Raw genomic sequence first — 26,535 nt, 5'->3', positions numbered from 1 at the left:
TGAAACAACAGTTCGATCAGCACCACTGCGTTTACAACGACGAAATGATTAACGATGTGGTAAAAAAAGTCGCTAATTCTGAGTACCCGCTTCCTGTCATAGAACGCAATGGCACTTTTTGCGGTGTAATCTCCAAAGACCGGATGCTACAGACGCTAAGTCATAGCTGAATTTAAGAATAACAAGAGTAAGGTAAATTATAATGTCTGAATTTAGCCTGTTAGATCCATTTCAATACCTGCATATTCCATTAGGTGAATGGGTAGAATCCGTACTCAATTATCTGGTGCAAAATTTTCGTGGTTTCTTCCGTGCCATCCGCTGGCCAATTGATCAGGTATTAGACCTGTCAGAAATCATTCTCCAATCAATTCCACCTTCCATCGGTATCATTCTGTCATCGCTGCTGGGTTGGCAGATAGGAGGCAGAAAGATGGCGGTATTCTGCTTTATTACCTTGACGTTCCTCGGTCTGATCGGAGTCTGGTCTGAATCGATGACAACCTTGTCACTCGTGTTGACCGCCCTGTTTTTCTGTGTCGTATTTGGTATCCCTCTGGGTATTATTTCCGCTCGCAATGATCGTGTCGAACGCATTGTTCGCCCCGTGCTAGATGCTATGCAGACACTCCCTGCATTTGTTTACCTGGTACCGGTCGTCATGTTGTTTGGTATCGGTAACGTCCCAGGCGTTCTGGTCACCATTATTTTCGCCCTGCCACCACTGGTACGACTAACAAACCTGGGTATCCGTCAGGTACCAGAAGACAAAATAGAAGCGGCGCGTGCTTTTGGCTGCACACCGCGACAGATGCTATTGAAAGTTCAATTACCTCTGGCTACCCCGACTATTATGGCCGGTGTAAACCAGACACTCATGCTGTCACTATCGATGGTCGTAATCGCATCCATGATCGCCGTTGGAGGTCTGGGGCAAATGGTATTACGAGGGATCGGCCGCCTGGACATGGGGCTGGCAACGGTGGGTGGTGTTGGTTTGGTTCTGTTGGCGATCTTCCTTGATCGTCTGACTCAGTCCATGGGTGAACGTGCCAATGTAAGTAATACCCTGCATTGGTACGAAACGGGGCCTGTGGGAGTTCTGGTACGAAGCTATCGTGGCCTGCAAGCCAAATAAGACAAATAAGCAAAACGACTAACTAAAGCAAAAGTAAGCACTATAAACACTCACTAATAATAAGCACAATGAGGAATTAGCGATGATCACATCACGCTTAAAAGAACTTTCCAAACCAGTTTTAAAATTGACTGCGGCGGTATCTATTGCAGCCCTAACCATGACGGGTACGGCTTCTGCTGAAACCATGCCAGGCAAAGGAGTCGAAGTCACCCCAATTTTCCCCAACATAGCAGAGGAGCGTTTTCGAGGTGAAGTCGCTATCGCAGGCCTTGAAGCATTAGGCTACGAAGTTGAAACACCAAAAGAAACAACCTACGCCGCAATGATGCTGGCGCTCTCTTACGGTGATGCTGATTTTAGTGTTCATCCCTGGAAAGAGCTGCATAAAACTTTCTACCAGAAAGCGGGCGGCGACGATACTATGGTTAAAGCGGGTAACGTTATCCCCGGCGTACTGCAGGGTTATCTGATCGACAAGAAAACCGCTGATAAATACAACATCACCCAGTTAACCGATCTGAAAAAACCTGAGATCGCCAAACTGTTTGATGCTAATAACAACGGCAAGGCCGATATGACTGGCTGTGACCCTGGCTGGGGATGTGAACTGATTATCGATCATCATTTAAAAGCTTATGGTCTGGAAGACACCGTCAGTCATAACCGTGGCTCATACTTCGCACTGATGGCCGATACTATTACCCGTTACAAAGAAGGACAGCCAATTCTTTACTTCACCTGGGTGCCGCAGTGGATCGCTGGTGTACTGGTTGAAGATAAAGATGTTGTCTGGTTGGAAGTGCCCTACACAGATCTACCGGACGGTAACAACGACGTAAACACCAGCATTAATGGTAAAAACCTGGGCTTCGCTGTCGATGAGATTCAATCAGTTCTGAACAAAGAATTTTCTGAAGAGAATCCTGCTGCGACTAAGTTCCTGTCTCTGGTTCAGATCACTGCCGGTGATGAAAGTGCGCAGAACCTGAAAATGCAAAACGGTGAAAAATCGATAGCCGACATCAAACGCCATGCTCAGGAATGGATTGCGGCTCATCAGGACAAGTTTGACAGTTGGCTGGCTGAAGCTCGCGCCGCTAAATAACCCTATCTGGCCTGTACTTAAGTAATGCAGTAATTAAGTAAAAGGCACCTTAAGGTGCCTTTTTTTTCTGTGTTTTTTCTTCTGGAATATCGGAATTCACGATGTCTCTATATAACTTTGTGCAAAATTTGCACTTCAGTGAAGTGCCACAACATACCCGCTACCTGATCAGTACTTCTCTGTTAGACATTATTGGTGTCGTTGCTGGCGCAAAAAACAACCAGACCACTGAAAATATCCGTAACTATGCCGCCGACCATTACGCAGCATCTCATCTGAGTTGCCGATTATTGTTTGATGGCCGTGAAGTTAACCCCATGGGAGCCGCGTGGGCCGGAGGTTTCAGTGCCGACAGTCTGGATGCCCACGAAGGGCATTTCACATCCAAAGGCCATGCCGGTGCTACTGTTGTTCCTGCCCTGCTGGCACTTGCTGACGCTTGCCGTGATCAGGGACGTGAGATTAGCGGCGAAGAGCTCCTGAGTGCTGTTACCATTGCCTATGAGACTGGCCTTCGGGCGGGTGTTGCATTAATGGATACAGCAGCAGAATACCACGCCTCTGGTGCTTTTTCAGGTTTAGGCGTCGTGTGTGGCGGGGCCCGATTGCTGGGTATGAGTGAAGAGCAATTCCTGCACGCGCTGGGTATCGCCGAATACTTTGGCCCCCGCTGCCCGATGATGCGTCTGGTCGACTTTCCTTCCATGTTACGCGATGCCCATGGTGCAGGTGCCTATGCCGGTGTAAATGCACTATTGATGGCACAGGCAGGCATTACCGGAGCACCCGCTGAAACAGTCACCGCACATAAGATCAGCCATTGTTGGGACGATCTCGGTTCTCGCTGGGAGATTGATGCCCAGTATTTTAAACCATGGCCGGTATGCCGCTGGGCACAACCCGCGCTGACTGCCGCCACAGCAATGATGGAGCAATACCCGCAGATAACCGCAACCAATGTTGAATCTATACAGGTAGAAACCTTTCACGAATCGATGCGCCTGCAGGGGCACTTTCCTACTAATGCCGATGAGGCTCAGTATGGCCTCGCATTCCCGTTGGCCGCATTGATCAGCCGCGGTCAGGTTGGCCCGAATGAAGTCACCGGTGACGCAATTCAAGCAGAAGATATCCTTCAGATCAGTCGACTGATTGAGATTGTTGAAGCAGAAGACCTATCAATCCGCTTCCCACGGGAAATTTTGTCACGGGTCATGATCCAGCTAAAAGACGGTACCCGCCTATCCAGCCCGGTTACACAAGCAAAAGGAGACCCTGCAACGGCGATGACCCAGGCTGAATTCAGAGCTAAATTCCGTTTACTAGCGTCCGTTAGTTTAGATGAACAACGCATTTTGGATATTATCAGCGCTGTCGACAACCTGGAGCAGGCTGACGACTGCAGCTTACTGTTCAATCAGTTGATGAATGCCTGACTTCGGGTGTTAGAAAGTCACACTGCCAGCAGTAACTCCGGCAGCGTGACCTACAAAGATTAAATCAACAGGCTTGCTAATTGCCCACTGCAGTGGGACAGAGGTGAAAAATGAATGTCGCTCAACACCATTATCCTTTAGGTTCTTTCATAGCCGATTATAAATTTGCCACTGCTCCAAAAGACGAGCGTTCAAACAAACCACGTAAAGTGGGTTTCATTCTGAATGATCACTTCTCTATGCTGTCGCTTGCCGCGGCGATCGATGCGTTAGTTACTGCCAACCTTGTCAACTCAAATGAGCTGTATTCACACCTGACCATCAGTAAAAACACTACGCCTGTGGTCAGTGATCTCGGCATTGAGGTATCCGCTAACCTTACACTGGATCAGATCCCCATGAAGGGTAAAGATGCTCTGGATATTTTAATTATCTGTGGTGGTTTCAGGTCATCACTCAATGAAAACCCAAAGCTTTCAGGTATCCTCAGAGCTGCTGACAAACAAGACCTAATACTGGGCGGCATCTGGAACGGTGCCGTCCACCTGGCGCACGCAGGTCTTCTTAATGGCATCGGCTGTGCGACTCATCCGGATAATCACGCATTTATGCAGGAGTACTTTAGCCGGGTAAGGCTGTCGGCAAATGCATTGGTTTGTGAAGATAAACGTATAACCTGTGCTACCCCTGCCAGTACTCTGCAAATGATGCTGGAACTCATTGAACAGGCACAGGGCAGCAAACTTGTGCAAAGTATTAGAGATATTCTCAGTTGTGACCGGGTCGCCGACAATGGTGAACTCATGCTGTCTCAGCCAAACGACAACCCGGCATTTCCAGAAGCACTGCGTCACGTATTAGCACTCATGCGTTCAAATCTGGAAGAACCCCTTCAACTGGATGAACTGGCAGCTTTTGTCTCGATGTCCCGGCGTCAGATAGAACGCATGTTTCAGACTTATTTAAATATCACACCGTGTCGCTATTATCTTGAATTGCGATTGAGCTATGCTAAGCAATTACTGCAACACAGCAATGATTCCATTATTAACATTTCAGTGGCCTGCGGCTTTCTCAGTACCAGCCATTTCAGTCACTGTTTTAAAAGGTATCTTGGCGCTTCTCCCAATATTTTTCGGCAACAATTCAATAACTAAATCCATTAAACTGAATTCATTAAATATAAAGAGTTATATAAACCTATATGACTCAGGCACCAATACCCCACACAGTAGAGAATCCTGCTACCCGGCTTTGCCCTAACTTCCTTTGCACTTGCGATCGAAGCACTGAGTGTGGCAAATCTGCTTTATGGGTCTGTGATCTACAAATATACAATTTGTCAGGCTGAATAAATCGCTACCGGCAGCGCCATAAAAAGCTCTAATAATGTGCCGACACAAACGAACGGCAGCCTGGATTCCTGCCTTCAGAGTGATCTGCTGTTTATCTGCGGTTACCGCAACGTTGCTGATTACAATAACCCACAACTTTTACGCTGTTACGCAACAGATCCCGTCGCAAAGGCCGGATTGCAGCATTAAGCTGTGGCAGTTTTATTATGGCTAGGGCCGGTCTATTAAAAGACAAAAGCTGCACCCTTGTACATCAGTGTTGCACTACCTTTGCCGAGCTATATCCTAATATTACTCTACAAGAGAACCTGTACACTATCACGGATAATCTATTAACCAGTGCGGGCGGCACCGCCACACTGGATATGCTACTTTACCTCATCGGCCAGGATCATGGCCGAGACTTCGCACATCATGTTTCCCAGCAGTTCCTTCAGGAACGGATACGTACCAGCCAAGAGATACAAACCACCCCGGGGCGTTACTATCTTAGTCTGCGTCTTCAACATGCCAGGAAAATGATTGAGAAACCCACCTGAGTATTGCCAAAATTGCTCAGGCAACAGGTTTTGGTTCTCAAAGCCATTTCAGTAAATGTTTTCGAGAACAGTACAGCGTGCGCCCCTCCGAACTTCGTCACTCCAATTCATCGTTTCAGTAATACTGTTTTTCGTTTTTGATATATAAGCCCCATGACTCCTTCAGTGATACTGGACACATATAAAAACAACAGTTCGAAGGTATTACACCATGTCTACAGCTTCCGCTAATCAGCTTGATTCTCGTCTTGAAAGTAAATCAACCTCATTCAGTGAAATCCCCATTATTGATATTGCGGCTTTAATCGATGGTAGTAATCCAATGAAGGTAGCTGATGAAATCGGCTATGTTTGTGAAAATATTGGATTACTCTGTATCAAAAATCACGGTGTCGATAAGCAACTGATCAAGGACGCTTATGCTCAGGCCCAAGCTTTTTTCAATCTACCATTGGAACAGAAACAACAACTTAATATTATAAATTCCGGCCAGACACTGCGTGGTTATATTCCGATGTATGCAGATAATGTCGATCCGGAAAACACCCGTGATTTTAAAGAATGTTTCGACTTTGGCCTCAATGAAACAAGCATTTCACCATTTTTCGGCCCCAACCTGATTCCAGAGCAACCAGCATCATTTAAAGAAACTTTCGAGCAATATCATGATGCCATGATGACCTTATCCCGTAGGTTGATCCGCGCTATCGCTTTAAGCTTGAAACTGCCCGCAGATTATTTTGAAAAGTTACAGAAAAAACCAATCACTATTCAGCGCCTGCTGCACTATCCGCCTCAAAAAGGTAAAGTCACACTGGAAGAGATTGGTATCGGTGCCCACACAGACTATGGTTTTCTGACCATCCTCTCTCAGGACTCGGTCGGCGGTCTGCAAGTCCAAAACAGGAACGGCGAATGGGTCAGCGCGCCACCGGTGGAAGATACTTTTATCGTTAATATCGGAGACCTGGTACAGACATTTACCAACGACCGTTACATTTCAACCGCCCATCGCGTAATAAATACCAGTGGCAAAGAACGTTACTCAGTGCCATTCTTTATCGATCTTGATTTTAATGCCGAAGTCAGCGTGGTTCCAACATGTCACAATGATGAGAACCCTGCGAAATATGAGCCCTATACATGTGGTCAGCATAAATATGAGCGGTTCGTCGATAGCTATGCGCACCTGACCAGCTAACTCATGAACTGATCCACTCCTAGCTGAAGTGAGCAGCATCAATAGTGATGTTGTTCATTCCCTATCCCAGCGTATTTAGCTTCTTTATTAGCACTCAATTACCACTTCTTTGCCGCATCCAGATCCGAAGATTTTTGCTCCACCCAGGCTTCGGATTCTGCATTAATCTCTTTTTTCCAGAAGGGTGCGTCTTTCTTCAGGTAATCCATGATGAACTGCGCTGCTTCAAAAGCATTGACGCGATGGCCGCTGGCGACCCCGACAAACACAATATTATCGTTGAGTGATAAACGCCCTACCCGATGGATCACGACTATATTGCCTAACTGCCAGCGCTCGCGGGCTTGTTCGACAATTTTCTCTAATGCGCGCTCTGTCATACCGGGGTAATGCTCCAGAAACATCTGTTGCATCCGGGTTTCTACATGTTCGCGAACGATGCCGGTAAAGGTCACTACCGCACCACTGCTGGCATCTTTTGATTTTAACCAATCGTAGAGCTCGCCTATGGAAAAATCTTCTGTTTGTACTTTTATTAAACTTTTCACTTTTAAGCTTTCCACTTTTAAACTTTTAACTACAGATTCAGACATCACAACACCTCGTTATCATGAGAAAAATCATACCATTAATGCTATGGTGTGCGCCTTAATAAAGCCGCTTCGGGAGAGCAAAATGAGCTGGACACCTCATGCAACGGTTGCCACGATTATTCACAAAGAGGGTCGTTTTCTGATGGTCGAGGAGCATTCAGACGGCTTGCGTGTGTTTAATCAACCCGCAGGCCATGTTGAACAAGGCGAGTGCTTTGAAACAGCGGCTATTCGCGAAACACTCGAAGAAACCGGCCGGCATGTGCGTTTAACCGCTTTATTGGGCCTGTATACGATTGAAGGCAAAAGCAATGGCGTGACCTATCACCGCCTCTGTTATATCGCCGAAGTGGTCTCGCATGATGTCAACTATGCGCTGGACAGTGATATCATTGCGACACATTGGCTAACCCGGGATGAGCTGATCGCGCAAAAAGAATCACTGCGCAGCCCGATGGTGCTGGCCTGCATCGATGATTATCTGGATAATCGACGTTTTCCTTTAAATTTCGTCCGTCAGTTGTAATCTGTATTTCGATTTGTGTTTTATATGTAGAGTAAGTAATGAGTAAAACAACCTCACAGTCATCACCACAAAAAGTAATCGTCGGCATGTCCGGCGGCGTAGACTCTTCCGTTTCTGCCGTGCTGTTGATCCAACAGGGTTACCAGGTAGAAGGCCTTTTCATGAAAAACTGGGAAGAGGATGACGGCTCTGAATACTGCACAGCGATGGACGATCTCGCTGATGCGCAAGCGGTGTGCGATAAGCTCAACATTCCTTTGCATAAGGCCAATTTTGCAGCCGAGTACTGGGATAATGTGTTTGAATACTTTCTCGCTGAGTACAAGGCTGGTCGCACACCGAATCCGGATATTTTATGTAACCGCGAGATCAAATTTAAAGCCTTTCTGGAATACGCCATCGAACTGGGTGCTGACTATATCGCCACCGGCCATTACGTGCGCCGTGGTGACCGTGACGGCCATACCAGCCTGTTAAAAGGTTTGGATAACAATAAAGATCAGAGTTATTTTTTACATCAAGTCGGTGAAGAAGAGATTAAGAAAACCCTCTTTCCTGTCGGTGAACTGGAAAAACCCGCCGTACGTAAAATAGCAGAAGAACATGATCTGATTACGCACAATAAGAAAGATAGCACTGGCATCTGCTTTATCGGTGAGCGCCGCTTTAAAGATTTTTTGCAGCAATACCTGCCGGCGCAACCCGGCAAGATAGAAACCGATAGCGGAGATGTCATCGGTGAGCATGCAGGATTAATGTACTACACCATTGGCCAGCGCCAAGGGCTGCATATAGGTGGCTTGAAAAACTACCCGGAAGAGCCTTGGTTTGTTGCGGGTAAAGATCTGCATCGCAATGTATTAATAGCAGTTCAGGGGCAACAAAATGATTTGCTGTTTAGTGATTGGTTAACCAGCAATGATCTCTTCTGGATCAATGGCTCAGCCCCCGAAACACCCTATCGATGCAAAGCTAAAGTACGTTATCGCCAGGCTGATCAGGATTGCACACTTGATAAAACCGCTGACGGTACCTATATCGTGTATTTCGACACAGCACAACGTGCTGTCACACCCGGACAATCTGTCGTATTTTATCAAAACGACCTTTGTTTAGGTGGTGGCCCTATAGAATCAACAGGAAAGAAAGAGGCGTAACGAATAATGTCCAGAGCACATGACGAACAAACCATCGCGTTAGCGGCGATGTTTCAGGCAGCTTCTCTTGTTGATCAGATAGCTAACCGCGGCATGGTGGCGCAAAACAGTTTGGAAACCAGTATTTACAGCCTGTTTGTTACCAACCCTAAAATCACTGAAGATATTTTTGGGGGTGTACACGATTTGCCGTTCAACCTCAGCACGGGCTTAAAAGCGCTTAATGATGTGGTTGAGAAGAAAAAAGATGCCAAGGGCAATAACGTCACTAACTATGTGCTCAGCATGATCATGTTGGAACAAAAACTCTCTAAAAATCAAGAGATGCTTAATACCATGGGTAAACGCATTGACGAGATTAAAGAGAAGGCGCGCTATTTTAATCCCGAAGATGAAAACGCGTTAGATAACCCATCATCCTTCACGCATTCCAACGTTATCGCTAATGTTGCCAGCCTCTATCAGGATACGATTAGCTCTTTCAGTTTTCGGATTCAGGTAGGTGGCGATCCGCGTCACTTACAAAATGCAGAAAACGCAGCGCGTATCCGCGCTTTGTTACTCGCCGGTATTCGCGCCGCTATGTTATGGCGACAAGTGGGAGGAAAGCGCTGGCATTTGTTGTTTTTCCGTTCACGCCTGCGCCCTTCGTTGCGAAAAATCATGGCTTGAAAAAGCACACATGGCGTGACTGCAGATTTTTTTAGATTTATCCGCTATAATCGCGCCTCATTTTTAACCCTTTAGCTACAGCGAGACGATACATGGAGCTTTCTGCCCTCACTGCCGTATCTCCGGTAGATGGCCGTTATGGCAGCAAAACAGCTGACCTGCGCCCTATCTTCAGTGAATTTGGACTTATCCGTAACCGTGTTCTGGTTGAGATCCGTTGGTTACAACAACTGGCTGCTCATCCTCAGATTCCTGAAGTTCCTGCACTGAGTGAGTCAGCAAATGCACTGCTTAACAGCATTATTGATGACTTTAGCGAAGCTGACGCCGAGCGTGTTAAAGAGATCGAGCGCACGACCAACCACGACGTTAAAGCGGTTGAATACCTGATCAAAGAAAAATTCAAAGACAATGCCGAACTGGCAGCTGTCAACGAATTCGTACATTTTGCCTGTACCTCAGAAGACATCAACAACCTGTCTCACGCATTAATGCTGAAAGACGGGCTGAACGTTGTTCTGCCATTGATGCAGCAAACCGCTGACCAGATTGCTCAGATGGGCCGTGATTTTGCCGAGCAGCCTATGCTATCCCGCACACATGGTCAGACGGCCTCTCCTACTACCGTAGGTAAAGAGATGGCTAACGTTGCACATCGTTTGCAACGTCAGCTTAAGCAGTTGAACCAGATCGAGTTCCTGGGCAAAATTAATGGCGCTGTCGGCAACTACAACGCTCACTTGTCGGCATACCCGGATATCGACTGGGAAGCCAACGCACAGACCATGATCAATACCCTTGGCCTGAGCTGGAACCCGTACACCACTCAAATTGAGCCGCATGATTACATTGCCGAGCTATTTGATGCGGTTTGTCGTTTCAATACTATCCTGATCGATTTTGATCGCGATATCTGGGGTTATGTATCTCAGGGCTACTTCAAACAGCGTACTATTGCGGGCGAAGTCGGTTCTTCCACTATGCCACACAAGGTTAACCCTATTGATTTCGAGAACTCGGAAGGTAACCTGGGTATTGCTAACGCTATCATGCAGCATCTCGCCGCTAAACTGCCGATCTCCCGCTGGCAGCGCGACCTGACGGACTCTACTGTTCTGCGTAACATGGGCGTTGGTTTTGGTTACAGCATGATTGCTTATCAGTCTACGCTGAAAGGTATCAGCAAGTTAGAGCTAAACGCAGCCCGTTTGGATCTGGATCTTGAAAATGCCTGGGAAGTATTGGCTGAGCCAATTCAGACGGTTATGCGTCGCTACGCGATTGAAGAACCGTACGAAAAACTCAAAGCGCTGACACGCGGCCAGACGATGAACAAAGGGACTATTCAGGCATTTATCGACACGCTCGAATTGCCGGAAGAGGTCAAAGTTGCACTCAAGCAACTAACACCGCACAACTATATTGGTAATGCGGTAGCACAAGCTAAAAAAATCTAAAGCTTCTGCCTCGCGCAGTAAAGTGACAGATCAGAAAACGGGGCTACGTTAATTCATGGCCCCGTTTTTTTATTTCCTTATCCTTTCGCACTCTTACCCATCAACCCACAACAGTCATCATTCAGTCGCTACTACTTATTGACCACAGGAACCATGATATGAGCATAAGGGGTATCTTTCCACATGACATAAGGTCCACCGTTATGCGGGTCATCTGAAAGACCTTTCAACAACGCCTGTGGTACAACCACCATAATATGCGGGCCCTCCTGAACCCATACATCTCCATTTTCAGGATCTGTTGCTGCCGGGTTTGAATTACTCACCATCGCATCGCCCTGAAGCATATAAGAGATACCAATACGGTCTGTTTTGAAGGGGGCACCCGTTGCAGCGGCTTTCATAAATTCACCCCAAACGGCATCGTTACACATAGGGTGCATATCTCCGGGAATCACCGGAATACCAGGCATGCAACTCCAATCAGACTCTCCTTGCTTGAGAACCGAACCATCTACATCAACAATGGTTGCTTTACTACTTAAATCTGATGGCGCTGCTGAGGAAGCACGCTCTATTTTGTCAGTTTTGGATTCATCACTTATCGCAGGGGTAGCAACTAACCCTGTTGTGATAGCGAGAATCATAGCTAAAATACGCATAAATAATCCTTTTTTTTATTGTCCATTTTTCAGTATAACTGCGGCCTCTTCCTGATAAAATACAATGAAAACTCAAAACAAACTCAAAAGTTTTCAGCGTCATCGCACGCGGCTCTGACCCACTACCTCAAGCACAGTGACGCTTTCATAGAATAAAGGCATGATGCTTATCAAGGTCAACGCTGATTTGAGTAGATATTTTCAAAGGATATTTCCATGAGAGATCTGAAAGAAATAGTTAATAATGAGTACTACAATCTCAACGATAGTGGTTTTCGGGCACGCTGTAAAAACACGCTTGATCAGCAAGGTGTATTGGTGCTGGATAACTTTATACAGCCAAGTGCCATTCAACAGATCAAACAAGAAGGTGAAGCAAACCAGCACCTCGCTTACTTTTGCCAACAGTCGCATAGCGCCTACCTAACCCCCGCTGATAGTAACTACCCGGCACAACACCCGCAGAATTTTCAAGTGGGGTCGAGCAAAGGCTGCATTACTGACGACCAAATAGCGCAAGACTCGCCCTTGCGCGCTGTTTACGATGCTCAAGACTTCCGCCAGTTTCTTTGCCATGTATTAGACGAAGAGTCTTTGTACGAATATGCAGACCCACTCTCTTCCATAAATTTACATTACGCTCGCGCAGGTGAAGAGCTTGGCTGGCATTTTGATAACTCCTCATTTGCCATCACCTTACTGGTGCAAAAACCTGAGGCTGGCGGAGTTTTCGAGTATGTAAAAGATGCCAGGAACTCAAGTCAGGGAGACATGAATTACCCGCTGGTTGAATCAATATTACAAGGGCGTGTTAAAGGAACCGCACTGAGCATGGAGCCCGGTGCATTGGTGCTATTTCGCGGCAGGGACTCACTACATCGCGTGACACCCGTGAAAGGCGATACAACACGCATGCTGGTTGTGCTGGCTTACAACTCGCAACCAGGCATCGCGTTATCCGAGTTTGCCCAGGAAACTTTTTATGGGCGATCAGCAAAAGCCATTTGAGTTCAGCTATAGAGTCTAGCTACAGAGCTTAGCTTGGGGGTTTAAGTTATGAGGTTAAGTTATGGGTTTAACTAATGAATTTAGTTGATGAGCTTAAACATGACGTGGAGCAAACATAATAATCGCCATGCCGACTAAAGCCACAATAGAACCCACAACATCCCATGTTGTGGGTCTAATACCATCAACCAGCCACAGCCATATAATAGCAACAAAGATATAAACGCCACCGTAAGCAGCGTACACACGCCCCGCCGCCGCTGGATGTAACGACAATAGCCAAGCAAAGAGTGCAAGACTAGTCACTGCAGGTAACAGCAACCAAACGCTTTTTTCTTCTTTTAACCACAGATAGGGCAGATAACAGCCTAAAATTTCTGCAACGGCCGTTATCAGAAAGAGAAATAGGGTTTTTAATTCAAGCACTTTGCTTCGCTACCATTAACTCTAACTCTGCGGAAAAATCCGACAGCCGCCTAAAGATAAATTAAAATTCGTCTTCATCGTCCCTTGGCACAAACTCGCGCGTAGCCGGCTTAGCCAATATTTCCAGATAAAATGATTCTAACTGTAGTTGTTCAACTTCATCGATACATTTATTGATATCTGACAAATGAATAACCTTAGCTTCGTTCTCTGTATGGCCAAATTTGCAATCAAAATCCCAATAATCAGCATCCTTCGGCAAGTGCTTGTTCCGCTCTCTTTTTACATATTTTTTAGCATCACTTTTAGCGGCATCAATTAAACGGGCATATTTGATTTTTGGGTGAGACAGTACAAATGTTTTTTTCATGTTTATCCTAATTGCTGGCTGAACTCGGGTTGAACTATACAGCCTGAGACAAGCCAGTATTTTACTTTATTCCAATAGCAAATAACATCATTCCCCCGTAGCCTTACTCTTCATTTTTTACGGGACATTGTGTTATGGAAACACTGAGAACATCTGATAATGTTGATATTCATTACATATCTTTAGGTTCAGGTGGGACAAGCTTGGTCTTCCTGCATGGCTGGACTGCCAGCGTGCGCGAGTGGTTACCTTTTGCCTCTGAACTAGCTGAAAATCATCAGGTTGTCTGTTGGGATGCGCGCGGGCATGGAGATCACAAACATGCAGACACTACCCAAATGACACTGCCACGCATGGCTGATGATCTGGAAGAGCTGCTCAGTAAGCTAAATGTGACTAATGCCGTACTTATTGGACACTCAATGGGGGCTCTTACCGCGTGGGAGTATATTCGTCGGCACGGCCAAACGCGCTTATCCGGCTTATGTATTGTTGATCAATCACCTAAGCTGATAACTGACGACCAATGGAAAAATGGTGTCTACGGCAACCTGGATACATTTAAAAATAATCATCTAATACAAAGATTTACAACAGACTTCGCAGAAGGTGTCTTAGAACTGATTGCCTTCGGCAATAACCGCCGCTCACGAGAAAATTACGATAACAACTCACGCGGCTTTCAGCAGATGCGCGAGCATTTACGCAAACTGCCAGGCCATCTATTAACACAGTGCTGGGTCAGCATTACACAACAAGATTATCGCGATGTATTACCGCACATCAGTTGCCCGGCGCTTCTTATATATGGTGATGAAAGCCAGTTTTACAGCAAGGATGTACAAAGGTGGGTAGCTGATAACATTGCGGATTCTGAACTGCATGTCTACCCCGGCTCTGACCACTCACCGCATCTTTGGCATAAAGAACGATTTATTTATGATCTGAATCGCTTCATTGAGGCTTTGTGACAGCGTCTCTCTCCTCTATAATAGCGAGCAAATTTTCATGGTCTGCTTTTTATGCTTAGCAATGTTCGAATTGTACTGATCAACACATTCCACCCGGGTAACATTGGCGCGGCTGCTCGTGCGATGAAAAACATGGGGCTCTCGCAGCTTTGGCTGGTTGATCCTCGTGAATATCCCAGTGAAGAAGCTGAATCCCGTGCTGCCGGTGCAAAAGATGTGTTAGATAACGCCACGGTCGTAGGCACATTAAAAGAAGCCATCGCCGACTGCCAATTAGTGATTGGTACCAGTGCTCGCAACCGTACCTTTGATCTGCCGATTCTTGATGCCAGACGTTGCGCTGAGAAAATCATATCCGAAGCGCCACAAGGCGAAATCGCCTTGGTGTTCGGGCGTGAAACTATGGGCTTATTGAACGAAGAACTGCAGTTGTGTAACTTCCATGTGTACATTCCGGCAAACCCTGAATATCCGGTGCTAAATGTCGCTCAGGCTATCCAGTTGATGTGTTACGAAGTATGGATGGCCGCACAGAGCCCGGTTAAAGAGAGAGCAGAATCTGAGTATCCTCGCCAAAAGGAGATGGAACTCTTTTATACGCATCTTGAAACAGTGATCAGAGCAACCAGCTTTATTATTCCTCAGCATGAAGGACGCGCCATGACAAAATTAAAGCGCTACTTTAACCGGACTCGTCCCGAAAAAGCTGAGCTTGGTATGTTACGCGGAATTCTGACATCTGTTCAGGAAACGATTGAAAATTTATCAACAACTCATAAAAAGGATTAGATAGATGCACACAGATCTGAAAAGCCTTCAAGAAGATGCACGCCGCCTGCAAGCAGGTATAGAAGCCGTTGCCGCAGAAATGAGCGCTTATGAAAACAATCTGGGCGGCATTCAGGCTTGCGCGCTGAAAATTCAGAAATGTGCTAAAGTGCTCGGCAATAATCGTATTGCTGCCGTGGCCGCCAAAGATAAGCGTAAAATCATGGATGAACTTGAAGATGCCGCTATTGAACTGGTTGAGTTACTAAAAAGATGATTCCAAGCTTTCCTTTAGGCGAGATGTCCGCAGAAACTTTTCTGCGGGATTATTGGCAGAAAAAACCTCTGCTGATCCGTAATGCTTTTCCTGATTTTGAGCCACCGGTCAGTGCCGACGAACTTGCAGGCCTGGCTTGCGAAGAAGACGTTGAATCACGTCTGGTTATTCAGGATGCTGAAGGGGAACAATGGGCTCTGGAAAATGGCCCATTTGAGGATAAGCGCTTTACCAGCCTTCCCGGGTCTCATTGGACACTACTGGTTCAAGCGGTTGACCACTGGGTACCTGAAGCTAACGCCCTTCTGGAGCAGTTCCGTTTCATTCCCAGCTGGCGAATTGATGACCTTATGGTCAGCTTCGCGACTAAAGGCGGTGGTGTAGGCCCACATTATGATAATTACGACGTATTCCTGATTCAGGCCAGTGGCCAACGTCGCTGGGAGATTGGCGGCATATTCGGTGAGGACTCACCACGGCGTGATGATACGCCGGTGATGATTTTGCCAGAATGGAAAGCAGAAGAGACTTTCATTCTCAACCCGGGCGATATGCTTTATATCCCACCACGTGTCGGTCACAACGGTACAGCCGAATCTGATGACTGCATGACGTATTCCGTCGGTTTTCGCGCGCCATCCCATGCTGACATTTTAAGACAATTTACAGACTTTGTTGGCGAGCAATTAAAAAGCGAAACCCGCTACAGCGACCCGGACCTGACACTCCAACAGAGTCCCGGCCTGATTCGCCAAACAGATATTGAGAAAGTCCGCTCGATCATGACTGATTATCTTAATGAGCCTGATCTGCTGGAAAACTGGTTTGGTCAGTACATGACCGAGCACAAATATCCTGATCAAGCTGCATCGACGGATGAAGACGAGCAATACTCTGCCGAAGAGCTAACAGACTATCTTCAGGACGGCGGACAACTCTATAGATCTGAAGGCAGCCGTTTCGCCTACCGCGAAAAGAAAGACGGCTCGGTCGTACTTTTCGTCAACGGTGAAGCGTGTGAGATATCTGCAGAATCGACCGATTTTGTTCGGGCCTTATGCGACTTACCCGCCATTAGTGCCGAAGACATATCAACGAGAGAAGCGCAGGAAGTGCTGACAGAACTCTACAACATGGAAGCACTTTACGGTGAAGAGTGATCTCTTCTCCATCGCCATTTAACCGCATATTCTAAACTTCTTTTAGTTTCCGTTTTTATCAACAAGGACTCACTTCACGTGAACGTAACCGCGAACTCAACAAACCAACTGACGCCAAGTGCATCTATCCCTTCTGATCTCAACTTATCCGGCGGATGTGGATATGAAATACTGCACGATCAGGTAGTAATTAATATCAGCCATATTAATAATTTTCGTGATACTAATAGTATAAGTGGTACGTTAGCGCTCGAGCTATGGGCACTTGAGCAACCCTATAACGGCAACGGCTTCCGGGGCCATGCGCTGTCAGCAACTAGCATCGGTGAGCTATCAGACCTGCATTTTATTCAGAATCAGCGCTATAACCTGCCATTCAAGGCACCCAGCAGCGGCACTTGGTACTTTACACTGATGCTGCGTGAGTGGGACGGTTATCAATATGTAACGCGCGACTATGTTAATTTCAACCTGCCTTATATCGTCAATGAAAAGCCTCAGGTAAGTCGCAGTGAAACAGACAACGTCATTACGGTTAATTTCAGCGGAAACAAAACTGCCTCAGATATAAACAGCCTGGATATAAATCAGCAGAATAAAAAAGACACACCTACTCAGCCTATCAGCGAACCTCAGCAGGCTGTTAAGAAAGCAGCGAGTGATAAAGTAGTTACTCACAAAGCAGCTACTAATAAAGTAGTTACTCAGAAAGCTGCGGGCAAGAAAGCGCCTATTAAGAAGTCAGACAGCAACACTGTTTCCGACGCTAAAGTTTCTATCAATAATGCAACGGCCAGCCAACTTGAAGTGATTAAAGGAATGTCCAAACAACTGGCGCAGAATATCGTGGCAGACAGGCCTTTCAAGACCCTCGATGAGACTCTTCAGGTGAAAGGAATGGGCCCTAAACTTTTACAAAAAATGCGTAGCTTCCTGTCGCTTTAGAGGTAGTAGTTCAGCTACCCGGAAAACTGTGGGGTTATTTGAGCAATTCAATCTCCCCACCTATCACCTATCACCTATCACCTATCACCTATCACCTATCACCTATCACCTATCACCTATCACCTATCACCTATCACCGATTAATGAAACTGGCGCTGATTGAGCAATGTCAATGATAAGACGCCGCATCCATTGATGCGCTCTATTGTGCTGAAGTAATGGACTCCATGCCATTTTGAATTCGAAACCAGGAATATCAAAAGGTGGCGGCTGAATCACCACTCGCGGATTATTTTTCTGAGCTAAAGCAGCGCGCGTCGGAATAGTGACGACAAGCCCTTTCTGTTCTGCCAGCAAAGCAGCTGATTGATAATGACGAGTAAACACAGAGATATGTCGCTTATGGCCAATACGCAGTAGTGCTTCATCTACCCACCCCAGCCGATTCGTATCTTTAGGTGTGATCCCCATACCTGCTCCCATACCTGTTTTGCTCACCCAGACATGGTTCGCATCAAGATAGCTATCAAGAGTAAAGTCTTGTGCAACCGGGTTTTGAACACTGAATAAACAAGAAAAAGAGTCACGCCATAACGTTACCTGATGAAACGACTGCGGCATACTATCGAAACGGTTAATGACCAGATCTACCTGCCCCTGCTCCACTTCCAGAAAACTCATATCACTGGGGTTGAGTATATCCAAAACAACACCAGGCGCTTCTTGCGCCAATCTTTCAAGCACGTAAGGCATCAGAGTTGACTCACCATAATCGCTTGTCATGATACGAAAGACACGGTCGGTAGATGCTGTATCAAATTCAGTTGTAGGTTCTATTACCTGCTCAATACTGGCAAGAATCTGCCTGACCGACGATTGCATCTGCATCGCCCGTTCTGTGGGCATCATTCCATCACTGGTTCTTACCAGTATCGGATCATTAAATGCTTCTCGTAATCGCTTAAGGCTATTACTCATCGCTGGCTGAGTAATGCCCAGCAAGCTAGCTGAGCGAGTAACGTTACGCTCACGCAGCAATACATCAAGATAAATCAATAAATTAAGGTCTATGTGATCCAGGTTCATAGCGACTACCCAATATTTTTTTTATAATATCAGAGCTTAAATTCATAACATTCATAATATGAATGGCAGACATAAGTGACATTGATTTCAATTATACCAAAACTTTCCATAGAATGATCTCAAAGTTAACCAAGGCAGTTTTGACTCCCTTCAATAATCAGGCAGGACTAACCATGTCAAATTACACAAAAGATATCGATGCAGTTGCTACGCTTTGTGAAGCGAACGGCTCTTCTTGGAACACTATCAACCCTGAATATGTTGCTCGCATGCGTGCTCAGAATAAATTCAAAACGGGTTTAGACATCGCTAAATACACTGCTGACATAATGCGCGCTGACATGGCGGCATTCGACGCTGACAAAACCAAGTACACTCAGTCTCTGGGTTGCTGGCACGGTTTCATTGGTCAGCAGAAAATGATTTCTATTAAGAAGCATTTCAACGGCCAAACTGATCGCCGTTACTTGTACCTGTCTGGCTGGATGGTTGCTGCTCTGCGTTCTGACTTCGGCCCTCTGCCTGACCAGTCTATGCACGAGAAAACTACTGTTGCCAGCCTGGTAGAAGAGTTGTACACCTTCCTGCGTCAAGCGGATGCTCGTGAACTGGGCGGCCTGTTCCGTGAACTGGACGCTGCCCGTGAAGCTGGCGATACTGCTGCTGAAGCTGCTGTACAAGATAAAATCGACAATCACGTGACTCACGTTGTGCCAATTATTGCTGACATCGATGCTGGTTTCGGTAACGCTGAAGCAACTTACATCATGGCTAAGCAAATGATCGAAGCCGGCGCATGTTGCCTGCAGATCGAAAACCAGGTTGCAGATGAAAAGCAATGTGGTCACCAGGACGGTAAGGTAACCGTACCTCATGCAGACTTCCACTCTAAACTGCGCGCTCTGCGTTATGCTTTCCTGGAACTGGGTGTCGACAACGGCGTTATCGTTGCACGTACTGACTCTGAAGGTGCTGGCCTGACTAAGGAAATCGCAGTGGTTAAAGAGCCAGGCGATCAAGGCGACCAGTACAACTCATTCCTGGACGTTGAAGAAATTGACGTAGCTGATATGGCTGAAGGGGATGTATGCTTCAACCGTAATGGCAAGCTGGTTCGTCCTAAGCGTCTTCCTTCTGGTCTATATCAGTTCCGTCAGGGTACAGGTGAACAACGTTGCGTATTTGATAGCATCGAAGCTATTAAAGCGGGTGCTGACCTGCTGTGGATCGAAACAGCAACGCCAAACGTTCAAGACATCGCCAACATGATGAATGAAGTGCGTAAAGAGATTCCTGATGCGAAGCTGGTTTACAACAACAGCCCATCGTTCAACTGGACTCTGAACTTCCGTCAGCAGGCATACGACATCATGGTCGAAGAAGGCAAAGATGTTTCTGCTTACGACCGTGCTAACCTAATGTCTGTTGAATATGATGAGTCTGAATTGTCTGCTCTGGCTGACGATAAGATCCGCACCTTCCAGGCCGATTCTGCTCGTGAAGCAAACATTTTCCACCACTTGATCACACTGCCGACTTACCACACTGCAGCCCTGTCTACAGACAACCTGGCGAAAGAGTACTTCGGTGAAGCCGGTATGCTGGGCTATGTAAAAGGCGTACAGCGTCAAGAAATCCGTCAGGGTATCGCATGTGTTAAGCACCAGAACATGTCTGGTTCAGATATGGGCGACGACCACAAAGAATACTTTGCTGGTGAGAATGCTCTGAAAGCTGGTGGTGCGAAAAACACATCTAACCAATTCAGCTAAGCTGAATTAGCTTAAATAGAGCACCATGCATAAGTACCCTGATTAACCAGGGTACTCTCCATTCTTGGACATAAAGGCGACCCCTGTTTAATAAGGTGTCGCCTTTTTAATGAGTAGGATCCTTTCGTAAAGATAATCAGAAACTACCCCACGAAAGAATCGAATGGCTTTTTACGTTAGAATTCTAACCTGCTTTCTACTGCAAACTGATTAAGTGATTTCTAATATGACTAATACACCTGCTTTTCTTAAAGATGCTAAAGATTTGTTAACCGAACAAGGGTTTACTACGAGTGATACCTGGTATCACGGTACTTCATCGGCACTGGTCGAATCGATCAAAAAGCAGGGCTTGAAACGCTCCGGTGACAAAGAGCTGAAGGAGGCCGCCAAAAAAACCATGGCAACTATCGGAAACAACTATACTGAATCGATTGAGCCGGTTTTTTTGACGCAGAGTAAAGAATTAGCTTATTACTGGGCGGAGCAAACGGTTAGAGACCGCAGTGTCCGGGTTGAGGGTGATGAGCAGCCCGTCGTATTTACAGTAAAACTCCCAAAAGGATTGAATAACCAGGTAAAACCGGATGTAGGCGCAGCGAGCTTACTGCTAGTAAAAGAAGGTGAAAACTTTATGGCTTATCTGGCCGGTGTTTATCAGGCGAATGGGTTTGATGCTCCTGACATAGATTTGATGAAAGCCGACCGTATGGAGTACTTAACTAAACTGGGCATGGCTTATTTTAATGCGGATGTAGATGCTTCTTGCCTGGATATAATGACTGACTAATTGTATTTATAGTATGATGATTTCATCGTAAATTCAGCCAGATCATTTAACTAAACTATTTGATAAGGTTACAGAGGACGTTGCGGCGTCCTTTTTTATTTGAGCACACTGATAATTAAATCTTTACGAGCGCACCCCTCTTCCAACTTCTGCATATCAGCCAGCTCTACTGCAATCTCAACCGGAACACTCATCACTCTGCGAGCTTTTGTTTTATCGTTAATTGGTATTTCCAGAATTATTTTCTGCCCAGCCACACGCAAAAAAATGCTTGTTTGATTGGCCACGCTAATATATTCCTGCTTCTCTAGTGACATCTGCTCATCATATACAGATACCCGACCACGATAACAGTTAAGATCAGACACCCCTGCAGCCGTCGGCTCCTGATTCTGTGTAGGGTCGGCACCCGCCAATATCGACTGCTGAATCTGTAAGGCAGCAGAACGTTCTGCACTATCATTTGTCAGAAATGCCATATCAAATCCCTCATTATCCTGATTTAACACCCAAGAAATAGCGACAGCGGTTAACAACAATATAGAAATACCCTTCATGGTATCGTTCATAACTAACGTCCAAGCTTTTTATAATCGTAAGTATGTTGTAAATAGCCACAGTAAACAATCAAACAACTGTTTTAAGGCCTATGCAAATTATAAAGGAAATCCCTTAATAAATAGTTAAACATCAAGTATTCTTTAAGAAAAAACAGTGGCGATTCACAGAGGACTTAAAATGCCCATTCAAATACCCAAACTGCAGGATGCGAACTTACAACTGGATAATCGTATTGCTCTTCTGACATTGAATCGTGACGATGTGCGTAACGCCTTAACCGGTACACATTTGATTGATGACATACTAAAAGCCATTCAATGGGTTAATCAAAACGATGGCGTTTCTGTGCTCGTCATTACCGGGGCTGGCAGCGCATTTTCAGCGGGCGGTAATATAAAAGAGATGCTTGAGCGTGATGGTGAGTATAGCAACGGTGCTTTTAGCGGCGATGTCTACGAAGTACAAAATAAATACCGCAACGGAATCCAAAAAATACCTTTGGCTGTTTATAACTGCGAAGTCCCCGTTATCGCTGCAGTGAATGGCCCGGCCATTGGGGCTGGCTTTGACCTGACCTGCATGTGCGACATGCGCATAGGATCGAGCAACGCATTATTGGGCGAAACTTTTGTCAATCTCGGCATTATTCCGGGTGATGGTGGTGCCTGGTTCCTGCAACGGCTCATCGGCTATCAAAAAGCGGCTGATATGACTTTTACAGGACGCCTGGTTAAAGCAGACGAGGCTAAATCAATGGGCTTACTGTTAGACGTCGTCAGTCCTGATGAACTCATGCCTGCCGCCATGAAGCTGGCTAAGCAAATTGCTGCAAAGCCGCCACAAGCCACTCGCCTGACTAAGCGCCTGATGAAAGCGGCACAACGCCAGGAACTGGCAGATTTTCTGGATCTATGTGCTGTTTTTCAAGGTATGTGCCACAACACCGATGATCATCTGGAAGCCGTTAGCGCTTTTGTCGAGAAACGACCGGGAAAATACCAGGGCAAATAACATTGCATAAAAAACCGGCGCAAGTGAAGTGCTCCGGTTTTTTACTCTATTTCTAACGTCTGGCTTTTAGTTTCTAACTTTTAACGACGAATTTCTTACGTGCTATAAAAACCAAACCTAACGCGGTTAACAGTAAAGTACCAGGTTCAGGCACATCACCAGTGGGGGGTGTTGACCGCGTACTACCCGAAATAGCGGCTAATTTTATAGCATCCCAGCTATTATCACCTATAGATTGCCCTCCTGACCCAACAGCTGACATATAAGCCCCAATGATCCAATAACTGGAGTACACTGAATTCAGATTACTGTTAACTGATTCATTACCTGTTCCTGGATTTGAATGATGGCTTATTACACTCCAGCCGTTTGCAGGTAAGCCCGCCAAACTCACTCCACCAATACTCTCAGCTGACGGAGAGGTTGGAGTTGCCTGGTACGCCATGACAGTCACATCAGAATCATTGCTATACCATCCGATATCAAACGCCTCTAACGAAAACTCTTTAGCGCCAAAATCAAACATAACCATTTCATAATTGCCACCATTGTCTATTGCATGATTATCGCTACCTGAATTTCCGTATCCGCTTCCATCAGCACCATAACCATCCTGATCAATAACTAACCCAAACTGATTGTGCGCCAACAGGCCAGTAACATTATTAATTGGACCTGATCCTGATACCGGTGCAGCCCAGGCAGACAATCTAGTGACTGTTGCTGAATCATTGGCTGTAAATTGATAGGTACCCGCTGTAGACGACGATACGCGGTAATCACCATTAGATGATGTTTTAAAATTCCAACTAACAGACGCATTGGCAGCCAGGCTGGTTACCGCCAGTAAAGCGCATAATCCAATCTTTAAGTTAATATTTTTCATAAGGCCATCCATGCATTTAATATTGATATTCTTAATAAAAAGAATACTAGTAGCAACAATCAATTAAAACAAGGATGATTTTACATAAAAAAATTAATTACTTTAAAATCAGATACTTATTAATTTAAAACGCACGTTTATACAAAAAATTAAAACAAGATATTTAATTTGTATCTTTCAATAAGCTAGCTTTTAAAGCAACAGCCTTATCTCTTTCTTCAAAGATCTCAGCCGCTCTTAACGCTCGCTCAAGATAGATTATTGCTTCTTTCTTCCTACCAATAGCGTTAAGCGCAACGGCCAAATGATAAAGGATTTCAGGGGAGTTTGAGTCACGGGAATTCGCTTCTCTGAGATATTTCAAACCGCCTTCTGCATTACCCGATTCTACTAATAACCACCCTAAAGTATCTGCAATCTGGGGAATATGAGCGGCCTTAGCGTACGCACCTTTTGCATATTCTAAAGCCTCAGGGCGCTTCAGTTTATACAAGACATGAGCCATATTATTAAGTAACAACGGATCTTCAGGAAAGCGGTTTAACAGCTGCACTAGTAGAATAGCCGCTTGCTTATAGTCTTGAGTGATAATCAAATACTCAGAATAGGCCAACTTAATTTTTAAATCATCAGGATGAACCGACAACCAATCTTCTAAAACACGGCCGGATTCAGCTGGTTTGTTCTGTGCTTGTAGCGCCTTATAACGACTGCTAATCAAACCACTAGCAGGCCTGATCGAAAGCCCAAGCAGGTATTGCTCATCTGCCTGTTTATAAAGTTGGCGTGCCATATAAACATCACCTAGTAATTGAAAACCTACGGGATTACCGGGATAGTCTACTTGTAACTTCCTGGATGCTTTTTCTGCACCGTCAAGTATCCCAAGCTTGATACTCAACTCAACTTCTAAGACTTCGGCTGGAAAATAATCAGGCTCAGCCTGCAACACCTTTGATAAGGAATAGCGAGCATCCGCAACTTCGTCAATACGCAGCTGTAAGTTAGCGATTTTGTAGAGTGATCCGGCATCAAAGCCTGCCATTTTCACCATTTGTTTGAAGGTAACCTGGGCCGCTTTAGGCTCATTTTTTAATATCTGTATTTGCCCCAATACAGAAAGAACGGCTAAGTTATCTGCGTGATTCTGCACGCCGGTTCTAGCCACACTTTCTGCAAGATCAAGCTTCTCCAATTTCACATAAAGGTCGGTCAGATAAAGCACCACTTCTAGTGAGCGGCTATCTAATGCGAACGCTTTTTCAGCCCATCTCAATGCCTCATCCTGTTTTTCAGATGCCAGTTCGAGCCGAGACATCTCCAACATCACACTGGTGTTTTCGGGATACTGAACCAGCAACAACTCCATTTGAGTGCGTGCCTGAGGTAGCTTTTGTTCCGCTATATCTATTTTTACAAGATTTATCTGTGCTGCTGAGAAGCTCGGGGCTTGTTTCAAAATAAGATTAAATTGCTCGCGAGAGCTTTTCATTTTTCCTTGTGAGAAAAGTGCGATACCCAAGAGATTGCGATAAGTAACATTGTCTGGATCAAGGTCTACTAACTGATGCGCTGTACCTTCAGCCTTTTCAAAAGCCTTTTGCTTTAAATATGAAACGGTTAAAAGGAAGCCCGTTTGCAGTGTTGGCTCCTGAGCATGAATTTTTTCTAAAGCCTGCATTCCTTGCTCAACATCCCCGGATCTGAGCAAACTTTTGGCAAGTTGCGTTTTTGTAAAAAGACTCCCCCCGGCACGCACCGCTTCCTCCAGTAAACGGGTGGCTCTATCGTGTCTTCCTGTCTGGCTATATGCCGCCGCCAACATGGTCAGAAGATCTGCATCAGACTGAAGAAGCGAGCGAGCAGTATTCAATACCTTTATTGCATTCTCCGGATTGCCCTGCTTAAGCAGAACATCCGCCAGCAACTTATGGGCACCAACATCGGACGGCACTTTGTTCAGATACAACTGAAGGTAATTACGCACAGATTCCAGCTGATTTAAAGCATAATGCGCCAATGCCGCTGACATCAGCAATTGAGGATCGGAAGCGACTTTGTCTTTAGATAGCACAGCAATCACCTCTGTGCATTTAACATATTCTAAACGTGCGCCTTCCTCATCACCCGCCTTTGATAACAGCAACCCTCGAAAATAAGCGGCACGCGGCTCATAAGGATATTCTTTTTTTAAAAAAACCAGATCGTCAGCAGCTTCGTCCAAACGTGCAAGATCAATTAAAGCCCCTACTTTTGCGACCCTGGCGTCCACATGGCTGGGCTGGATCGTTAAGGCTTTTTGATAACTCTGTATAGCCGACGCCAAATCACCCTGCGCATGCATCACTGAAGCATGACTATTCCATGAGCGCGCATCCTCAGGCCAATCGGTGATCACCACCTCAGCGTTCTCCAGCGCCTCAACCAACGCACCTTCTCTGATTAGCAAGATAACATTCGCCAGACGCGGCAATAAAGCACGCGCATCCTTATCCAATGCCAAATCTATAGAAAAGCGCGCATCGGGTAGCTGATCTAAAAGTGTGTAGGCTTCAGCCCGATAACCTAAAAGATCTACTTGGACAGGCTGCGACAAGCCGTCTACCTGTAAATCTGAGATGATCCTTTGATAATTACCTAACTGCAGATAGGACTTGGCC

Annotated in this window: 28 protein-coding genes; 20 read left to right on the top strand and 8 right to left on the bottom strand. The window is 45.8% G+C overall.

Features of this window, described 5'->3' with window-relative positions; genetic code table 11:
• The first annotated feature begins 202 nt into the window (after positions 1-202).
• From proW to ABY436_RS09580, 7 genes are all read left to right on the top strand, one after another.
• The gene (gene proW, locus ABY436_RS09610; protein ID WP_372738756.1) at positions 203-1,138 is read left to right on the top strand and encodes a glycine betaine/L-proline ABC transporter permease ProW; all 936 of its coding nucleotides are present in this window, start codon (positions 203-205) and stop codon (positions 1,136-1,138) included.
• Positions 1,139-1,220: 82 nt separating this feature from the next.
• Positions 1,221-2,246, top strand: a complete 1,026-nt coding sequence (gene proX, locus ABY436_RS09605; RefSeq protein ID WP_372738755.1) for a glycine betaine/L-proline ABC transporter substrate-binding protein ProX — start codon at positions 1,221-1,223, stop codon at positions 2,244-2,246.
• Between the two features lie 101 nt (positions 2,247-2,347).
• A complete protein-coding gene (locus ABY436_RS09600; protein WP_372738754.1) occupies positions 2,348-3,682 on the top strand; it encodes an MmgE/PrpD family protein in 1,335 nt (444 codons plus the stop codon).
• Between the two features lie 110 nt (positions 3,683-3,792).
• Positions 3,793-4,839, top strand: a complete 1,047-nt coding sequence (locus ABY436_RS09595; RefSeq protein WP_372738753.1) for a GlxA family transcriptional regulator — start codon at positions 3,793-3,795, stop codon at positions 4,837-4,839.
• Between the two features lie 404 nt (positions 4,840-5,243).
• The gene (locus ABY436_RS09590; protein WP_372738752.1) at positions 5,244-5,576 is read left to right on the top strand and encodes a hypothetical protein; all 333 of its coding nucleotides are present in this window, start codon (positions 5,244-5,246) and stop codon (positions 5,574-5,576) included.
• Positions 5,573-5,698 (top strand): helix-turn-helix domain-containing protein, encoded by a 126-nt coding sequence (locus tag ABY436_RS09585; RefSeq protein ID WP_372738757.1) that lies wholly within the window; start codon positions 5,573-5,575, stop codon positions 5,696-5,698. The genes ABY436_RS09590 and ABY436_RS09585 overlap by 4 nt, the downstream gene beginning before the upstream one ends.
• Before the next feature lie 89 nt (positions 5,699-5,787).
• Positions 5,788-6,777 carry an isopenicillin N synthase family dioxygenase gene (locus ABY436_RS09580; RefSeq protein ID WP_372738751.1) on the top strand — a complete coding sequence of 330 codons (990 nt, stop codon included), beginning with the start codon at positions 5,788-5,790 and terminating at the stop codon, positions 6,775-6,777.
• Positions 6,778-6,875: 98 nt separating this feature from the next.
• On the opposite strand, the gene moaE is transcribed toward ABY436_RS09580, so the two are convergent.
• Positions 6,876-7,370, bottom strand: coding sequence for a molybdopterin synthase catalytic subunit MoaE (gene moaE, locus ABY436_RS09575; RefSeq protein WP_372738750.1), 495 nt, complete (start codon positions 7,368-7,370; stop codon positions 6,876-6,878).
• An 82-nt stretch (positions 7,371-7,452) separates the two neighbouring features.
• Here moaE and ABY436_RS09570 point away from each other — a divergent pair, with 82 nt between their 5' ends.
• The 4 genes from ABY436_RS09570 (at position 7,453) to purB (ending at position 11,182) form a co-directional block, all read left to right on the top strand.
• Positions 7,453-7,896 (top strand): NUDIX hydrolase, encoded by a 444-nt coding sequence (locus tag ABY436_RS09570; protein WP_372738749.1) that lies wholly within the window; start codon positions 7,453-7,455, stop codon positions 7,894-7,896.
• A gap of 38 nt (positions 7,897-7,934) precedes the next feature.
• Positions 7,935-9,053 carry a tRNA 2-thiouridine(34) synthase MnmA gene (gene mnmA / locus ABY436_RS09565; protein ID WP_372738748.1) on the top strand — a complete coding sequence of 373 codons (1,119 nt, stop codon included), beginning with the start codon at positions 7,935-7,937 and terminating at the stop codon, positions 9,051-9,053.
• 6 nt (positions 9,054-9,059) lie between these two features.
• Entirely contained in the window at positions 9,060-9,725 is a 666-nt protein-coding gene (hflD, locus tag ABY436_RS09560) for a high frequency lysogenization protein HflD (RefSeq protein WP_372738747.1), read from the top strand.
• 92 nt (positions 9,726-9,817) lie between these two features.
• On the top strand, positions 9,818-11,182 hold the full coding sequence (gene purB / locus ABY436_RS09555; protein ID WP_372738746.1) for an adenylosuccinate lyase: 1,365 nt from the start codon (positions 9,818-9,820) through the stop codon (positions 11,180-11,182).
• Positions 11,183-11,313: 131 nt separating this feature from the next.
• On the opposite strand, the gene ABY436_RS09550 is transcribed toward purB, so the two are convergent.
• Positions 11,314-11,844 carry a hypothetical protein gene (locus ABY436_RS09550; protein WP_372738745.1) on the bottom strand — a complete coding sequence of 177 codons (531 nt, stop codon included), beginning with the start codon at positions 11,842-11,844 and terminating at the stop codon, positions 11,314-11,316.
• A gap of 216 nt (positions 11,845-12,060) precedes the next feature.
• Between ABY436_RS09550 and ABY436_RS09545 the strand changes: the two genes are divergently transcribed.
• Entirely contained in the window at positions 12,061-12,852 is a 792-nt protein-coding gene (locus ABY436_RS09545) for a 2OG-Fe(II) oxygenase (RefSeq protein WP_372738744.1), read from the top strand.
• Between the two features lie 93 nt (positions 12,853-12,945).
• On the opposite strand, the gene ABY436_RS09540 is transcribed toward ABY436_RS09545, so the two are convergent.
• Both ABY436_RS09540 and ABY436_RS09535 read right to left on the bottom strand, forming a co-directional pair.
• A complete protein-coding gene (locus tag ABY436_RS09540) occupies positions 12,946-13,278 on the bottom strand; it encodes a YnfA family protein (protein ID WP_372738743.1) in 333 nt (110 codons plus the stop codon).
• A gap of 61 nt (positions 13,279-13,339) precedes the next feature.
• On the bottom strand, positions 13,340-13,648 hold the full coding sequence (locus tag ABY436_RS09535; RefSeq protein WP_372738742.1) for a DUF6172 family protein: 309 nt from the start codon (positions 13,646-13,648) through the stop codon (positions 13,340-13,342).
• Between the two features lie 134 nt (positions 13,649-13,782).
• On the opposite strand from ABY436_RS09535, the gene ABY436_RS09530 reads away from it, so the two are divergent.
• The 5 genes from ABY436_RS09530 to ABY436_RS09510 all read left to right on the top strand — a co-directional run bounded on the left by ABY436_RS09530 (position 13,783) and on the right by ABY436_RS09510 (position 17,769).
• Positions 13,783-14,619, top strand: coding sequence for an alpha/beta fold hydrolase (locus ABY436_RS09530; RefSeq protein ID WP_372738741.1), 837 nt, complete (start codon positions 13,783-13,785; stop codon positions 14,617-14,619).
• A gap of 51 nt (positions 14,620-14,670) precedes the next feature.
• A complete protein-coding gene (gene trmJ / locus ABY436_RS09525) occupies positions 14,671-15,408 on the top strand; it encodes a tRNA (cytosine(32)/uridine(32)-2'-O)-methyltransferase TrmJ (protein WP_372738740.1) in 738 nt (245 codons plus the stop codon).
• Between the two features lie 4 nt (positions 15,409-15,412).
• Positions 15,413-15,664, top strand: a complete 252-nt coding sequence (locus ABY436_RS09520) for a hypothetical protein (protein WP_372738739.1) — start codon at positions 15,413-15,415, stop codon at positions 15,662-15,664.
• The gene (locus ABY436_RS09515) at positions 15,661-16,824 is read left to right on the top strand and encodes a JmjC domain-containing protein (RefSeq protein ID WP_372738738.1); all 1,164 of its coding nucleotides are present in this window, start codon (positions 15,661-15,663) and stop codon (positions 16,822-16,824) included. Before ABY436_RS09520 ends, ABY436_RS09515 begins: the two co-directional genes overlap by 4 nt.
• Positions 16,825-16,902: 78 nt before the next feature.
• Positions 16,903-17,769 carry a helix-hairpin-helix domain-containing protein gene (locus tag ABY436_RS09510; RefSeq protein ID WP_372738737.1) on the top strand — a complete coding sequence of 289 codons (867 nt, stop codon included), beginning with the start codon at positions 16,903-16,905 and terminating at the stop codon, positions 17,767-17,769.
• Positions 17,770-17,895: 126 nt separating this feature from the next.
• Here the strand turns inward: ABY436_RS09510 and ABY436_RS09505 are convergent, their stop codons facing one another.
• Complete coding sequence (locus ABY436_RS09505) at positions 17,896-18,855, bottom strand: LysR family transcriptional regulator (protein ID WP_372738736.1); 960 nt, start codon at positions 18,853-18,855, stop codon at positions 17,896-17,898.
• A 173-nt stretch (positions 18,856-19,028) separates the two neighbouring features.
• Between ABY436_RS09505 and ABY436_RS09500 the strand changes: the two genes are divergently transcribed.
• Together ABY436_RS09500 and ABY436_RS09495 are read left to right on the top strand one after the other, a co-directional pair.
• Entirely contained in the window at positions 19,029-20,627 is a 1,599-nt protein-coding gene (locus ABY436_RS09500; protein WP_372738735.1) for an isocitrate lyase, read from the top strand.
• Positions 20,628-20,853: 226 nt separating this feature from the next.
• Positions 20,854-21,417 carry a hypothetical protein gene (locus tag ABY436_RS09495; protein ID WP_372738734.1) on the top strand — a complete coding sequence of 188 codons (564 nt, stop codon included), beginning with the start codon at positions 20,854-20,856 and terminating at the stop codon, positions 21,415-21,417.
• 95 nt (positions 21,418-21,512) lie between these two features.
• Here ABY436_RS09495 and ABY436_RS09490 read toward each other — a convergent pair whose 3' ends face one another.
• A complete protein-coding gene (locus ABY436_RS09490; protein WP_372738733.1) occupies positions 21,513-21,986 on the bottom strand; it encodes a hypothetical protein in 474 nt (157 codons plus the stop codon).
• 169 nt (positions 21,987-22,155) lie between these two features.
• Between ABY436_RS09490 and ABY436_RS09485 the strand changes: the two genes are divergently transcribed.
• The gene (locus tag ABY436_RS09485; RefSeq protein ID WP_372738732.1) at positions 22,156-22,989 is read left to right on the top strand and encodes an enoyl-CoA hydratase-related protein; all 834 of its coding nucleotides are present in this window, start codon (positions 22,156-22,158) and stop codon (positions 22,987-22,989) included.
• 73 nt (positions 22,990-23,062) lie between these two features.
• On the opposite strand, the gene xdp1 is transcribed toward ABY436_RS09485, so the two are convergent.
• Positions 23,063-23,875 (bottom strand): exosortase-dependent surface protein XDP1, encoded by an 813-nt coding sequence (gene xdp1, locus ABY436_RS09480; protein ID WP_372738731.1) that lies wholly within the window; start codon positions 23,873-23,875, stop codon positions 23,063-23,065.
• 163 nt (positions 23,876-24,038) lie between these two features.
• A partial coding sequence (gene prsT, locus ABY436_RS09475) for an XrtA/PEP-CTERM system TPR-repeat protein PrsT (protein ID WP_372738730.1) occupies positions 24,039-26,535 on the bottom strand: 2,497 nt, incomplete at its 5' end.

The organism is Neptunomonas sp. (genome assembly GCF_041601355.1).
Lineage (GTDB): Bacteria > Pseudomonadota > Gammaproteobacteria > Pseudomonadales > Balneatricaceae > Neptunomonas.
The sequence above is the reverse complement of the archived record's forward strand: the minus strand, read 5'-3'. Positions and strand labels throughout refer to the sequence as shown.